This window comes from Sphingomonas jatrophae (assembly GCF_900113315.1).
GTDB lineage: Bacteria > Pseudomonadota > Alphaproteobacteria > Sphingomonadales > Sphingomonadaceae > Sphingomonas_P > Sphingomonas_P jatrophae.
Genome location: NZ_FOZG01000002.1, coordinates 132,360 through 144,696, shown reverse-complemented (window position 1 = coordinate 144,696; position 12,337 = coordinate 132,360). Strand labels below are relative to the sequence as shown.

Annotated in this window: 11 protein-coding genes; 3 read left to right on the top strand and 8 right to left on the bottom strand. The window is 67.8% G+C overall.

The window, feature by feature from the left end:
- Positions 1 to 37: 37 nt before the first annotated feature.
- Both BM360_RS09885 and BM360_RS09880 read right to left on the bottom strand, forming a co-directional pair.
- Positions 38 to 1,363 carry a metal-dependent hydrolase family protein gene (locus BM360_RS09885; protein WP_093314204.1) on the bottom strand — a complete coding sequence of 442 codons (1,326 nt, stop codon included), beginning with the start codon at positions 1,361 to 1,363 and terminating at the stop codon, positions 38 to 40.
- 120 nt (positions 1,364 to 1,483) lie between these two features.
- Positions 1,484 to 2,608 (bottom strand): AI-2E family transporter, encoded by a 1,125-nt coding sequence (locus BM360_RS09880; protein WP_093314202.1) that lies wholly within the window; start codon positions 2,606 to 2,608, stop codon positions 1,484 to 1,486.
- A gap of 182 nt (positions 2,609 to 2,790) precedes the next feature.
- Here BM360_RS09880 and BM360_RS09875 point away from each other — a divergent pair, with 182 nt between their 5' ends.
- On the top strand, positions 2,791 to 3,609 hold the full coding sequence (locus BM360_RS09875) for a DUF1206 domain-containing protein (protein WP_093314200.1): 819 nt from the start codon (positions 2,791 to 2,793) through the stop codon (positions 3,607 to 3,609).
- Positions 3,610 to 3,631: 22 nt separating this feature from the next.
- Here BM360_RS09875 and BM360_RS09870 read toward each other — a convergent pair whose 3' ends face one another.
- From BM360_RS09870 to BM360_RS09860, 3 genes are all read right to left on the bottom strand, one after another.
- Positions 3,632 to 5,200, bottom strand: coding sequence for a fatty acyl-CoA synthetase (locus BM360_RS09870; RefSeq protein ID WP_093314198.1), 1,569 nt, complete (start codon positions 5,198 to 5,200; stop codon positions 3,632 to 3,634).
- Positions 5,201 to 5,253: 53 nt separating this feature from the next.
- Complete coding sequence (locus BM360_RS09865) at positions 5,254 to 6,219, bottom strand: SDR family NAD(P)-dependent oxidoreductase (RefSeq protein ID WP_093314196.1); 966 nt, start codon at positions 6,217 to 6,219, stop codon at positions 5,254 to 5,256.
- A 99-nt stretch (positions 6,220 to 6,318) separates the two neighbouring features.
- The gene (locus tag BM360_RS09860; protein WP_093314194.1) at positions 6,319 to 7,188 is read right to left on the bottom strand and encodes an LLM class F420-dependent oxidoreductase; all 870 of its coding nucleotides are present in this window, start codon (positions 7,186 to 7,188) and stop codon (positions 6,319 to 6,321) included.
- Between the two features lie 136 nt (positions 7,189 to 7,324).
- Between BM360_RS09860 and BM360_RS09855 the strand changes: the two genes are divergently transcribed.
- Both BM360_RS09855 and BM360_RS09850 read left to right on the top strand, forming a co-directional pair.
- The gene (locus tag BM360_RS09855) at positions 7,325 to 7,732 is read left to right on the top strand and encodes a nuclear transport factor 2 family protein (RefSeq protein ID WP_093314192.1); all 408 of its coding nucleotides are present in this window, start codon (positions 7,325 to 7,327) and stop codon (positions 7,730 to 7,732) included.
- A gap of 70 nt (positions 7,733 to 7,802) precedes the next feature.
- Entirely contained in the window at positions 7,803 to 8,495 is a 693-nt protein-coding gene (locus BM360_RS09850; RefSeq protein ID WP_093314190.1) for a fumarylacetoacetate hydrolase family protein, read from the top strand.
- A 4-nt stretch (positions 8,496 to 8,499) separates the two neighbouring features.
- Here BM360_RS09850 and BM360_RS09845 read toward each other — a convergent pair whose 3' ends face one another.
- The 3 genes from BM360_RS09845 to BM360_RS09835 all read right to left on the bottom strand — a co-directional run bounded on the left by BM360_RS09845 (position 8,500) and on the right by BM360_RS09835 (position 12,181).
- Positions 8,500 to 10,083, bottom strand: coding sequence for an ABC-F family ATP-binding cassette domain-containing protein (locus BM360_RS09845; protein ID WP_093314188.1), 1,584 nt, complete (start codon positions 10,081 to 10,083; stop codon positions 8,500 to 8,502).
- 154 nt (positions 10,084 to 10,237) lie between these two features.
- Positions 10,238 to 10,798 carry a DUF1993 domain-containing protein gene (locus BM360_RS09840; protein WP_093314186.1) on the bottom strand — a complete coding sequence of 187 codons (561 nt, stop codon included), beginning with the start codon at positions 10,796 to 10,798 and terminating at the stop codon, positions 10,238 to 10,240.
- 81 nt (positions 10,799 to 10,879) lie between these two features.
- Entirely contained in the window at positions 10,880 to 12,181 is a 1,302-nt protein-coding gene (locus BM360_RS09835) for an Hsp70 family protein (protein WP_093314184.1), read from the bottom strand.
- Positions 12,182 to 12,337 lie beyond the last annotated feature (156 nt).

The window sequence follows — 12,337 nt, the reverse complement described above, 5'->3', positions numbered from 1 at the left end:
TAACTTTCCTTGCTCATGCGGGTCGCACAGGCTGCGGTCAGGATGCCGGCAACGATGGCGGGGCGGGCTGCGCCGCTGACTTGCTGACGACACCATCCTTCATGACGAACTCGACCCGCTCCAGCCGGCGCACATCGTCCAGAGGCGATCCCGTGACGGCGATCAGGTCGGCTGCCTTGCCCACCTCGATCGAGCCGACGCGCTCGCTCTGTCCGATCAGTTCGGCGGCATCGACCGTGGCAGCGCGGATCGCGCGTGCGGGGGTCATGCCGGCCTCGACCAGCAGCGCGAACTCCCGCGCATTGCCGCCATGGACCGAAACGCCCGAATCCGTGCCGAACGCGATCTTCACGCCGCTGGCGATCGCACGCTTGTGATTGGCCATCGCCACCGCGGCGGCCGCTTCCGCCTTGGGCAGCACGGCAGGCGGCAGCTGGCCGGCGCGGGCCTGTTCCAGCGCGGCGCGGAAGGCCAGCATCGTCGGAACCAGCCAGACGCCCTTCGCCTTGAACATCGCGATGGTGTCGTCGTCGAGGTAGGATCCATGCTCGATCGAATCGACGCCCGCGGTCAGCGACGCCCGGGTGCCCTCCAGGGCATGGCTGTGGGACGCGACCTTGCGGCCGAACCCGTGCGCCGTCTCCACGATCGCGTCGAGCTCGGCCGGCGTCATCATCCGGCCGAGTCCGCCGGCGATGTTGTTCAGCACGCCGCCTGTCGCGGTGATCTTGATGACGAGCGCGCCCAGCTTCACCTGCTCGCGCACCGCACGCCGGCAATCGTCGGGTCCGTTGCAGACGCTGCTGGCATGATCGTGCATCGCCTCGGCAAACTGCTCGGCCATGCCCGTGCTCAGATCACCCGACCCGCCGGTCGTCGAGACGTGCAGGCCGGCATTGACGATGGTCGGGCCGGCGACGTCGCCGCGCGCAACGGCATCCCGCAGCGCCCGCATGCCGCGCGGATCGCCGCCCAGATCGCGGACGGTGGTGAAGCCCGCGGCCAGGGTCGTGCGGGCATTGACGACGGCGGTCATCAGATTGTCGCCCGTGTCGCGCGTCAGCATCTCCAGACGCTTGCGCATCGGATCGCCACCAATGCCCCAGAGATGGACGTGCGTGTCGATCAGGCCTGGCAGAACGAAGCGGTTCTTAAGGTCCACCAGCTGCGCACCCGCTTCTGGCGCCACGAAGCCGTCGCGCACCGCGTCGATCCTGCCGCTGCGGACTATGATGGTGCTGGCGCCGCGCGGGGCCTGGCCCGGTCGGTCGAGCAGGGCGCCCGCGTGGATATAAGTCGCTGGCCCCTGCGCGCCCGCAGCGCTCGCCAACATCGCCAGACCCACGGCAGCGATCGTCTTCATGTGCGTTCCCCCTCGCTCAACGAACCGGACGAGAACCGACCTTGGCCGCGTCGGGCGCAAGACGATCGATCAGCGCGCGGCTCGGCGTCAAGCGGTAGGGTTCGGCCGTCGGAGCGGCGGCTACTCGGCGTCCGCCCGATTATCCTCTGGCGGATTGGCCGGGGGTGCGACAGGCGTCCGCTCGGACCGGTCGGCAAGGCGCTGTTCCGTTAGGATCTGCCACGCCGTGATGAACAGCGCACCCGCCAGTGGCCCGACGACGATGCCGCTGAGACCCACCAGATCGATGCCGCCCAACGTCGTCACCAGGACGAGCCAGTCCGGGATACCGGTGTCCCGCCCGACGAGGATCGGGCGCAGGATGTTGTCGGCAAGACCGATCAGCAGCACGCCCGAGGCAACGACGACGACGGCCTGCCAGATCGATCCCGTTGCCAGCAGATAGACCGCGACCGGGCCCCAGATGATCGCCGGGCCGATGGCCGGCAGCAGGGCAGCGATTGCCATCAGCATGCCCCACAGCAAGGCGGCGGGCAGCCCGACGATCCAGAAGGTGATCGCGCCGAGGGCACCCTGAACCAGTGCGACCACGCCCGATCCCTTGATCGTCGCCCGGACGACCGCCAGAAACTTCGTGCTCAGCCGCTCGGCAACGGAAGGCTCCAGCGGCATCGCCCGCACGATGGCGGGACCGATCTGGTCGCCGTCGCGCAGCAGGAAGAAGGTGGCGTAAAGGCCGACCCCGAAGGCGAGCAGGAAGGCGGCGGCATTCGCGCCGATCGAGAAGGCGCGCTGTGCAAGCACGCTGGTGCTGCTTGCCACGGCCCGCGTGACGCGCGCCTGCACCCGATCCAGCGTGCTCAGTCCGGAGGAGTCGAGCAGCCGTTGCAGGCGGCCGGGCAGCGCATCGTGCACCTGCTGGAAATAGGCGGCGAAGTTGATCTGGCCCGTGCGGATCTGCGTGTAGACGCCGGCCGCCTGATCGACGATCAGACTGGTCAGCACCATGGCGGGGATCACCACGGCCACGGTGATGACCAGCATGGTCATTGCCGCGGCCAGATTGCGCCGCCCCGGCCAGCGCGCGACGAAGCGCTGGAACAGCGGCTGGAACAGCAGCGCGGCAAGGGCGGCCCACAACAAAGCGCCGATGAAGCCCGACACGATCAGCGTGAGCGCGACCGTGATGAGGAAGAGGAAGAGGATCAGCCCGCCGGTTTCTACACGGTGGCGGGCAATGGTCATCGCGATGATCCTCGAAGAAAGCTGCGCAGGGGCTCGTTGAGGGGAAGAAACAAGTCTGGCGCCGCTTTGCTCCACCCGCCGACATGGCGGCTCGCGCTGGCCGACCAGAGACCGTGCCACTGCCCCGCCCGCCGCATTGTTGTGGGGGAGGAACGAGCTGAGCGGACCATTGTTGTGGCGCCATGGTCGACTCAGCAACACTTGCGGCACGGGCAACGCTGCTCGCACGGCTCGGCTTTGCGGCGCGGGGGCTGGTTTACGTCCTTGTCGGTTGGTTCGCCATCGATGCCGCGCGTGGAGGCGGGCGCCCCTCCGACAATCAGGGAGCGATTGCCAGCCTCGCCGCGCAGCCGCTCGGCCATGTGCTGCTCGCTTTAATTGCGCTCGGGCTCGCCGGCTACGCCGTGTGGCGCTTTGCCGAGGCAGCGTGGGATCCCGAAGGGATTGGCCGCACGGCCAAGGGCGCGTTCGAGCGCGCAGGGCACGCCGTAAGCGGCGTCGCGCACGTGGTGCTCGCCATCTTCGCCGCCCGGCTGGCGCTGCGGGACGGGCCATCGTCGCAGGCGACATCGGGCGACGAAAGTGCGCGCGACTGGTCGCAGTGGATCATGGAGCAGCCGGCCGGTCCGTTCCTCGTTGCCCTGGTCGGCATCTGCCTCTTTGTCGTGGCTGCGGTTCAGGCGCGCAAGGCGGCGACGGCAAGCTTCGTCAAGGAGCTGAGCGGCAATGTGCCCGCGCCCGATTATGTCCGGACGGCGGGGCGCATCGGATATACGGCGCGCGCCATCGTCTTCGCCATCGTCGGCTGGTTCTTCGTCTCCGCAGGCTGGGCATCGGACGCGGACCGTGCGGGCGGGGTGGCGCAGGCGCTGCGCCGCTTGCAGGCGCAGGATCATGGCAGCCTGCTGCTTGGTGCGGTTGCCGCCGGGCTGTTCCTTTTCGGGCTCTACAGCTTCGTCGAGGCGCGCTTCCGGACGTTGCGGGTCAAGCTGCCGCACTGACGCGACGGGCCCGGGGCGCCGCTCAGGCGATCCGCTGCCGCAGATCCCGCTTCAGGATCTTGCCGCTGGCATTCTTCGGCAGGCTGTCGACGAAATGATATGCTTTCGGGCGCTTATAGCCGGCCAGTCGTGTCCGGCAGAAGTCCGTCAGCTCGTCCGCACACACCGAAGCGCCGTCACGTAGGACGACGATCGCGGTGACGGCCTCGATCCAGCGTTCGTCGGGCACGCCGAACACCGTGACCTCGGCTATGGCGGGATGGCCGAACAGCACCTCCTCCACCTCGCGGCTGGCGACATTCTCGCCGCCCGACTTGATCATGTCCTTTTTGCGATCGACGACATAGAGGTAGCCATCCGCATCGAAGCGGCCGAGATCGCCGCTGTGGAACCAGCCGCCGCGGAATGCCTCCGCGGTCCTTGCGGGATCCTCATAGTAACCGAGCATCGCCTGCGGGCTGCGATGCACGATCTCGCCGACCGTGCCCGCGGGCACCGGCCGATCCTCTTCATCGACCACGATGGTCTCGACATTGAGCGCAGGGCGGCCGGCGGACCCGAGCCGGCTCAGCTGATCCTCGGGCTTCAGGATGGTCGCGATCGGTGCCATCTCCGTCTGGCCGTAGAAGTTCCACAAGCGAAGGTTCGGCAATCGCCCAAGAAGCTCCTCGATGATGGCGGTCGGCATGATCGAAGCGCCGTAATAGCCCTTGGTCAGCGTTGAGAGATCGCGCGTCGCGAAATCCGGATGGCGCAGAAGGGCGATCCACACGGTGGGCGGGCAGAACAGCTTGGTGATGCCTTCCCGCTCGATCGCCGCCAGCATCGCCGCCGGGTCGGGAGCCCGCAGCAGGATGCTGCGCGCGCCGAGATAAAGGTCGACCGAGAGAAAGCAGTCGAGCTGCGCGCAATGGTAGAGCGGCAGGCAATGCAGCTCGACATCGTCCGCCGCCATGCCGCCATCGACGATGCAGCTGACATATTGCGACAGCAGCCCGCGCGAGCTGAGCAGCACACCCTTGGGCCGAGCCTCGGTGCCGCTGGTGTACATCATCTGCACGGGCTCGTCCTCGCCGCGGAAGACGGGCGGCGGCGACGCGTCCGGATGTGCGAACCAGTCCTCCGCATTGCGCCAGCCATCGGGAGCAAGGCTGCCGGCATGCGGCAGATAGGCCTTGAGCATCGGCGGCACAGCGAGATGCGCGATGGCGGCGTCTGCGGTGGCGCACAGCGCATCCTCCACGATCACCATGCGCGCACCGCAATGATCGAGGATGTAGGCGATCTCCTCGGCGTTCAGCATGAAGTTGAGCGGCGTGAAGATCGCCCCTGCGCGGATGATCGCGAACCGCAGGATCACAAAGGCGCGGTTGTTGTGGGACAGGATGGTCACGCGGTCACCCTCGCCAATCCCGTCTGCCCGCAATGCGTTGGCGGTACGCGACACCAGCTCGTCCAGCGCGGCGAAGCTGTCGTGCCGCCCTTCGTAGGAGAGCGCGATCTTCGCCGGAGCGCGCTGCGCCTGCAGCCGTAGGATGTCCGCAACGGTACGCGTCCGCGCCCGCGTCACGTCGTCAGGGATGGCTGTCACCGTCCTTCTCCTCGGCCGCGAGCCATGGTTCGGCGGGTTCGGCGCCTAAGCTGTCAGAAGCGCTCACCGACCAGCTCTTCGCTCCTCGCCCAGAGTGCCGCTGCCCGCTCCGGATCGAGCGCCGTGGGGCGGACACCGTCGCGCAAGCCCTCCGCATTCTGTAATGCGGCAACGTGGCAATCCTCGCAGTAACGGCCACCAACTTCGGCCGCGTCAGCGACGATGCCCGCCCAGATCGACGTTGCCGCGCCCTGGGGTACAGTTTTGTACTCGAACAGGAGCTGGCCAGCCGCGGCGTTGGCGGCATCGATGTTGGCGATCAGGGCCTTCTCGGTCTCCTCGCTCATGTATCGCCCGAGCTCGGTCTGGATCGCGCCCGGGTGGACTGCGGTCGCCCGAACGCCGCGCCCGCGATGGCGGCGATCGAATTCGACCGCGAAGAGGATGTTCGCTGTCTTGGACCGGCCATAGGCGATCCATGGATCATAAGCGGTCCGCTCGAACTTCGGATCGTCGAGGTCGACGTCGGCGAAGCGGTGACCGGCGGACGACAGGCTCACCACACGGCCGCCGTCGGGCAGCAGCACGGCGATGCGGTTGATCAGCACGAAATGACCGAGATGGTTGGTGCCGAACTGCGTTTCGAAGCCATCCGCCGTCCGGCCGAAAGGCGGCGCCATCACGCCCGCATTGGCGATGATCAGATCGATCTTCCGCCCGTCCTCCAGCAGCCGGTCGGCGCACCTGCGCACGCTGGCAAGCGAGGCGAGATCCAGCTCGATCAGCGTGAAGCTGGCGCCTGCGCGCTCCGCCGCGGCCCGCACGCTCGCCGTGGCGGCCTCCGCCTTTTCCAGGTCGCGAGCGGCGCCCACCACATCGGCGCCGTGTGCTACAAGCGCCCGCGCGGTCTCGACGCCCAGGCCTGCCGACGTGCCGGTCACGAGCACGCGCCGTCCGCGCAGATCGATGCCGGCCAGCACCTCGTCGGTCGTCGATGTCGCTCCGAATTGCTTGCTCATGGATGCGGCTCCCTCCCCCGTGCAGGGCCATCTGCGCCCGCTGACCTGATCTTTTTTGCTGCCTTACCATTCCCACCGGCAGGGCACGAAATGGAAGCGTCAGCTGAGCTTGGCGATCACCTCGTCGGCATAGCGGTACGTATCGTCCACCATCACCTGCGGATCCTGCGTGCCGGGGTGATAGACCATCCACGGCTGCATCAGGATGTGGGTGACGCCCTGATCCTCCAGCCGCCGGTAGCCATCGACATCGAACACGTCCATCGGCGAGGCGAGCACGGCCAACGGCTCGTTCTCGCGGCCATATTCGCGGCGAAAGGCGCGAATCTTGTCGATGGAAGCGACGATCTCGGCGGCAGGCTGGAGATCGGACAGCCAGCCATCGCCGATCCGCCCGACCCGTTTCAGGGCCGCGTCCGAAATCCCGCCGAACCAGAACGGAATGGGCGCGACAGGCCGGGGATTCATCTCCAGCGGCGGAAAATCATAATATCGGCCATGATATTCGACATAGTCGCCGCTCCACAGCAGCTTCATGATCTCGACCATCTCATCGGTGCGCTTGCCGCGGGTGGAGAAATCCTGACCGACAATCTCGAACTCGTCGCGTGACCAGCCGACGCCCGTCGTCAGCACCACCCGACCACCCGACAGGACCGAGATGGTCGCGAGCGCCTTGGCGACCATGTAGGGGCTGCGCATCGGCAGCACGAAGGCGTTGGTTGTGAACTGGATCTTTTCCGTGATGGTCGAGAATGCGCCCATCGTCACCAGCTGGTCGGGCCAGTCCGTCTTCTCCGGCCAGCGACGTGATCCGTCGGGCGTGTAGGGATAGGGCGTCTTCAGCTCTTTCGGGTTCACGACATGATCGGACATGGTGATCATCGCCCAGCCGGCCTTGTCGGCGGCGACAGCGATCTGCGGCAAGGCGGTGACGGGTGTGAACGCCGTCGAAAGCGCGAACTTCATGTCGTCTCCACCCCAAGCTTCAAGTCTGCACATTTCTGGCCGCAGATGACGAGTGCCGCAAGGTCCGGCGCTGGCGCGGCTGACAGGTCTCGCTTAGCGTCGTTGGCAACGAAAACCGGTGAGGAGAGCGGAGCCGATGCCGAGCAAGCAGCAGATCGAGCATGCCATGCAGACGCATTTCGATGCCTGGAACGCCAGGGATCGCGCCCGCTGGGAGGCGAACTTCGCCGCCGGCATCGTCTTCGAGGATCCGGTCGGCGGGCCGACCAAGACCGGGGCGGAGGCCGTCCGGCTGAGTTGGGACAATTCGTTCAAGGATGGCCAGATCTGGCATATCGAACCGGTGCTGATGCAGATCTGCTCGGATCAGGCGGCGTGCCACGTCCGCAGCACAGGCGTGGTGTCGGGCGAAACGATCGTGATCGACGGGATCGAGTTGTACACGATCGATGACGAGGGCAAGGTCGCCTACATCCGCACATGGTTCACGCCGCCACCGGGCATGACGCTCGACCCCTATTTCATGGAAGCGCATGGCGGATAGCGGCCGGGCGGGTGCGCGGAGCGTCGGGTGCGACTAGGAGCAGGCCGAACCTTCTAATGGAAGTGCGCCGATGACCCTGCTTTTCGACCTGCCCGTTCAGCCCGTCGTTCCCGTCGCGGGCTCCGAAGCGCTCTATCCGGTGCGCCGCATCTTCTGCGTCGGCCGCAACTATGCCGCGCACGCGCTCGAACTGGGCAATGCGGTCGACCGGGAGGCGCCGATCTGGTTCACCAAGGCCCCGGCCGCGCTCTGTCGCTCGGGTGGGACGATCCCCTATCCGCCGGGCACGTCGAACTGCCATTACGAGATGGAACTGGTGGTGGCGATCGGCGCACCCGCTTTCCGCATCGACGCCGCAACGGCTTTCGACGTGGTCTTCGGCTACGCCTGCGGCTTGGACATGACGCGGCGCGATCTCCAGAATGCGGCCAAGGCGAAGGGCTATCCGTGGGACACGGGCAAGGACTTCGAGCACGGCGCCGTGATCGGCGAACTCACGCCGGCGGCCGCCTTCACTCCGCGGGACCAGCCGATCCGCATGTCTCAGAACGATGCGCTGAAGCAGGACGCCATGGTGTCCGACATGATCTGGACGATCCCGGAGCTGATCGCCGATCTCTCGCGCCTCTACCATCTGGCACCGGGCGATCTGATCTACACGGCGACGCCCGCGGGCGTAGGCGCCATCACCGCCGGCGACCGGCTCGAAGGCACGATCGACGGCCTGTCTCCCGTCACGCTGACGATCGGTCCGGCCGAGTGACCGGCTAGCCGTTTTCGCCCATCGCAAACGTCCGTTCGATGCCGATTGCCTCAAGGAAGCGGGTGTCGTGGCTGACGACGAGCAGGGCGCCGTCGAACGTCCGCAGCGCGCGCTCCAGCACCTCGATCGATTCCACATCGAGATGGTTGGTCGGCTCGTCGAGGATCAGCAACCAGGGCGGTTGCGGTCCGGACAAGGCGGCGGCGAGCCCGGCGCGAAGGCGTTCGCCGCCGGACAGGCTGCCGACCATCCGCTCGGCATCCCGGTTGCGAAACGCGAAGCGCGCGCAGGCGGCGTAGGCGTCCTGAACGCCGAGCATCGGGTGGCGGCGGCGCAGATTGCCGAGGATCGTGTCATCAGGGTCGAGCAGGCCGACATGCTGGTCCAGCATGGCGATCTGCCCGCTGCGCCGCCGGATGGTGCCGGCGGCCGGCAGGAGATCGTCGTTGGCGAGGTGGAGCAGCGTCGATTTGCCCGCGCCGTTCGGGCCGGTGATCGCGACGCGCTCGGGGCCGCGGATCGCGAAGGTCCATGGGCCCAGCCGGCGATCGCCGCGACGCGCCGTCACCTCGTTGAGCGCCAGCACCTCGGCATCCGACGGCAGGCCGACCCGCGGCAGGTCGATCGTCAAGGGGGTGAGCACTTCGATGCGGGCATGCGCTTGGTCGCGCGCGCTGGCGGCGTCGCCAATCTGGCGCTCGGCGAGGCGTCTTGCGTGTCCGCCGCTATTCTCCGCACGCTCAGCCCGCGCGCCGAGCAGGATCTTCGGCTCGGACCCTTTGGCCGCGAACATGCGGCCCGCCTTGTCGCGACGGTCCTTCGCCTCGCGCGCGGCCTGCGCTGCGATGCGGGTGCTGCGCAACGCGGCATCGGCCCGGTCCCGCTCGGCCTCGGCACGGGCCCGCTCTGCGTCGCGAACATCGGCAAAGGCGGACCAGCCGCCGCCGACGATGCGGATCTCCACCGGGCTCAGCTCGACGATCCGGTCCATCTGCTCGAGCAGCGCGCGATCGTGGCTGGCGACCAGCAGGCCGCCTCGCCATCCCGCCACCAGCGCCTCGATCGCCGCGCGGCCTGCGCGGTCGAGATTGTTGGTCGGCTCGTCCAGTAGCAGCAGGTCAGGCTGCTCGATCGCGAGTCGGGCGATGCCGATGCGCGTCCGCTCGCCACCCGATAGTGAGGCGATGCGGCGGTCGACATCCATGCCGTCCAAGCCGACCTCGGCGAGGGCGGCGGCAAGCGTGCCGGGCAGCGCCCAGTCGGCGTCGTCGAAGTCGTCGGTCGTGCCATCGCCGGCTTCGATCCGCTCAAGGATCGCCAGCCGCTCCGCCACGCCGAGCGCCTCAGCGACGCTGTCGGCGTCGTGCCAGTGCTGGACGAGCATGCCGACCGAGCCGGTGTGGCGCACACTGCCACCTGCCGGCGCAGCGATCCCGGCGGCGATATGCAGCAGCGTCGATTTGCCCGATCCGTTGCGCCCGACAAGGCCGATGCGCTCGACCCCGACCGACAGGGTCAGATCGTGGAAGAGCGTTCGCCCATCAGGCGTGGCGGCGGAGACACCGGAAAAGGTAAGGAAGCTGGACATGGGCACCGTGGCAGTCGGGGAGGGCAAAGCGGGTTGCGCTGGTCGTCCGGATGTCCACGGCGAAAAGTCCTTCGTTGGTGTGGCGGATCATAGGGGCAGATCGTGCGATCGCCAAATGCTGACGCGGAGCAATCCCGCGCTCGATCCGATCCGCTCAGGCCGCGGGAGATGGGCGCAGATAGGCGAACATGTGCGCGGCATAGTCGGCCTTGCCCAGCTCGATCCCCTGCGCCCGCAGGATCGCGTAGGCGGCCATGATGTGAAAGTAGAACTGCGGCAGCGCCCAATCGCGGGCGTATCGCTCCGCGGTGAGGTCGAGGATCATGCCGTTGGGCAGTGCGTGCGCGATCGGCGTCGCCGGATCGATCGCGATCCCCGCCGCAGCGGCATCCTGCACCACCGCCAGCGTTTCCGCGATCCTGGCTTGTGCCTCTGCCAGCGTGCCCGGCCGCTCGCCGCCATCCCGTCCCTCGGCAAGCAGCGTGTCCAGCGCCGGCGGGAAATCCTGCTGCATCAGCCGGAACACGCCCTCCTGCGCCTGCCGGCAGGCGAAGCGGACCTGTGTCGCCAGCGGGAACATGTCCGGTGCCAGCCGCGCCGACAGCAATGCATCCGCCTCGCCGCCGGGCCGCTGCCCCTCCGCCTTGGCGAGCCACTTCGACAGCGCCTCCAGCATCTGGACGTATGTCGGCACGAGGATGTCGGGCAGCAGCATCGGGCTCACTTTCGATGAGGGATCGAAGGGCGTTTCAAGCCGGTGCGCGCACCAGCGTCAAGCGATGGCGACGCCCCCTTGTCACGCCGCCCAGATCGCGGGATCGGGCTCCCCGCCGATCAGCGCGAGGCCGTGCGCGATCGAGGTCAGCTCGCCGCCCGTCGCGATCCGCTCGTCGCCGAAGCGGCGGTCGAACAAGGCACGGATTGCGGGGATGAGCGACGAGCCGCCCGTCAGGAACACGCGGTCGATCGCTTGCGGCTCCATCCGCGCGACCGCGAGCGCGCTCTCCAGCGCCGCCTCGATCCGGCGCAGGTCGTCCGCGATCCAGCCCTCGAAGTCGCTGCGGCGGACCTCGGCGGTGATCTCGATGTCGCCACCCTCGAAGTGGAATTCCGCCTGATCCTCGGCCGACAAGGCACGCTTCAGCCGCCCGACCGCATGATAGAGCGGAAAGCCCTGCTCATGCTCGATCAGCGCGATCATGCGCCCGATCGGCTCGGGATCGAGCGCGCTCCGCTGCAATTTTCCGAGTTCGTTCAGCGTCCGCGGATTGCGCATCTGCGCGAGGCGCGACCAGTCGGAAAACTCCGCGAACCAGCCGCCCGGAATGTCGAGCGTCTTGCCCATCGACCGATATTGCCCGCCTTTGCCCAGCATCGGCAGCACGAGGCGATCGACGATGTGCCGGTCGAACCGATCCCCGGCGATGCCGACGCCCGAGGAGGCGAGGGGCACGCAGCGGCGCTCGGCCCCGGGCTCGGCGACGCGTACGATGGAGAAGTCGGTCGTGCCGCCGCCGAAATCCGCCACCAGCACCGTCGCCGGCTCCGTCAGCCGCGAGGCATAGCTGAACGCCGCCCCCAGCGGTTCGTAGACGTAATGCAGCTCGGCCCCGAACTCCTTCAACATCAGGTCGTAGCGCTCGCGCGCGAGCGCCGGATCGGGCCTTGCGCCGGCATATTCGACGGGCCGCCCGACGATCACCCGGCCGGGCCGCGCGTCCAGCCGTCCGCCCGCATGCGCGACGACCCGCTGCAGGAACAGCCGGCCGAAATCCTCGAAGCGGAACGGCTTGCCGAAGATCAGCGCCCGCTCGAACGTCGGCGATGCGGCAACCGACTTGAACGACTGGACGAAACGGCTGTCGAGCGGCGACTGGAGATATTCGGCGATCGCCCACGGACCGCCTTCGCAGGCGATTCCGTTCCAGGCACGCTCCTCCTCCCAGAAGCTCAGCGCCGAGCGGAACACCGCACCCGTCGCTTCCGCACCGGCAAACTCGACGAGCTCCGAGCCGCCCGCCCCGTCGGCGAGCGCGACCACCGTGTTGGTGGTGCCGAAATCGAGGCCTATCGCGCCCTCAGCCGATCTGCCGTTCACGAATTACGCTCCCATCGAGAAGCCCGCCGCGCGCGGGGCGGGCCCTATGGCAGCTGTCCACAGGCCGGACAACGCGTGTGGCCGACGAGCGCGCTTGCTCCGAACGACCTTTGGCGGGTCGGGACCGCCCCGGTCGCCCCGCCGAGTTGCTTTGAC

Excerpts from the sequence above, each read along its gene's own strand:
- BM360_RS09885 (WP_093314204.1), bottom strand. The coding sequence starts at position 1,363 with ATGAAGACGATCGCTGCCGTGGGTCTGGCGATGTTGGCGAGCGCTGCG.
- BM360_RS09880 (WP_093314202.1), bottom strand. The coding sequence starts at position 2,608 with ATGACCATTGCCCGCCACCGTGTAGAAACCGGCGGGCTGATCCTCTTC.
- BM360_RS09875 (WP_093314200.1), top strand. The coding sequence starts at position 2,791 with ATGGTCGACTCAGCAACACTTGCGGCACGGGCAACGCTGCTCGCACGG.
- BM360_RS09865 (WP_093314196.1), bottom strand. The coding sequence starts at position 6,219 with ATGAGCAAGCAATTCGGAGCGACATCGACGACCGACGAGGTGCTGGCC.
- BM360_RS09860 (WP_093314194.1), bottom strand. The coding sequence starts at position 7,188 with ATGAAGTTCGCGCTTTCGACGGCGTTCACACCCGTCACCGCCTTGCCG.
- BM360_RS09855 (WP_093314192.1), top strand. The coding sequence starts at position 7,325 with ATGCCGAGCAAGCAGCAGATCGAGCATGCCATGCAGACGCATTTCGAT.
- BM360_RS09850 (WP_093314190.1), top strand. The coding sequence starts at position 7,803 with ATGACCCTGCTTTTCGACCTGCCCGTTCAGCCCGTCGTTCCCGTCGCG.
- BM360_RS09845 (WP_093314188.1), bottom strand. The coding sequence starts at position 10,083 with ATGTCCAGCTTCCTTACCTTTTCCGGTGTCTCCGCCGCCACGCCTGAT.
- BM360_RS09840 (WP_093314186.1), bottom strand. The coding sequence starts at position 10,798 with ATGCTGCTGCCCGACATCCTCGTGCCGACATACGTCCAGATGCTGGAG.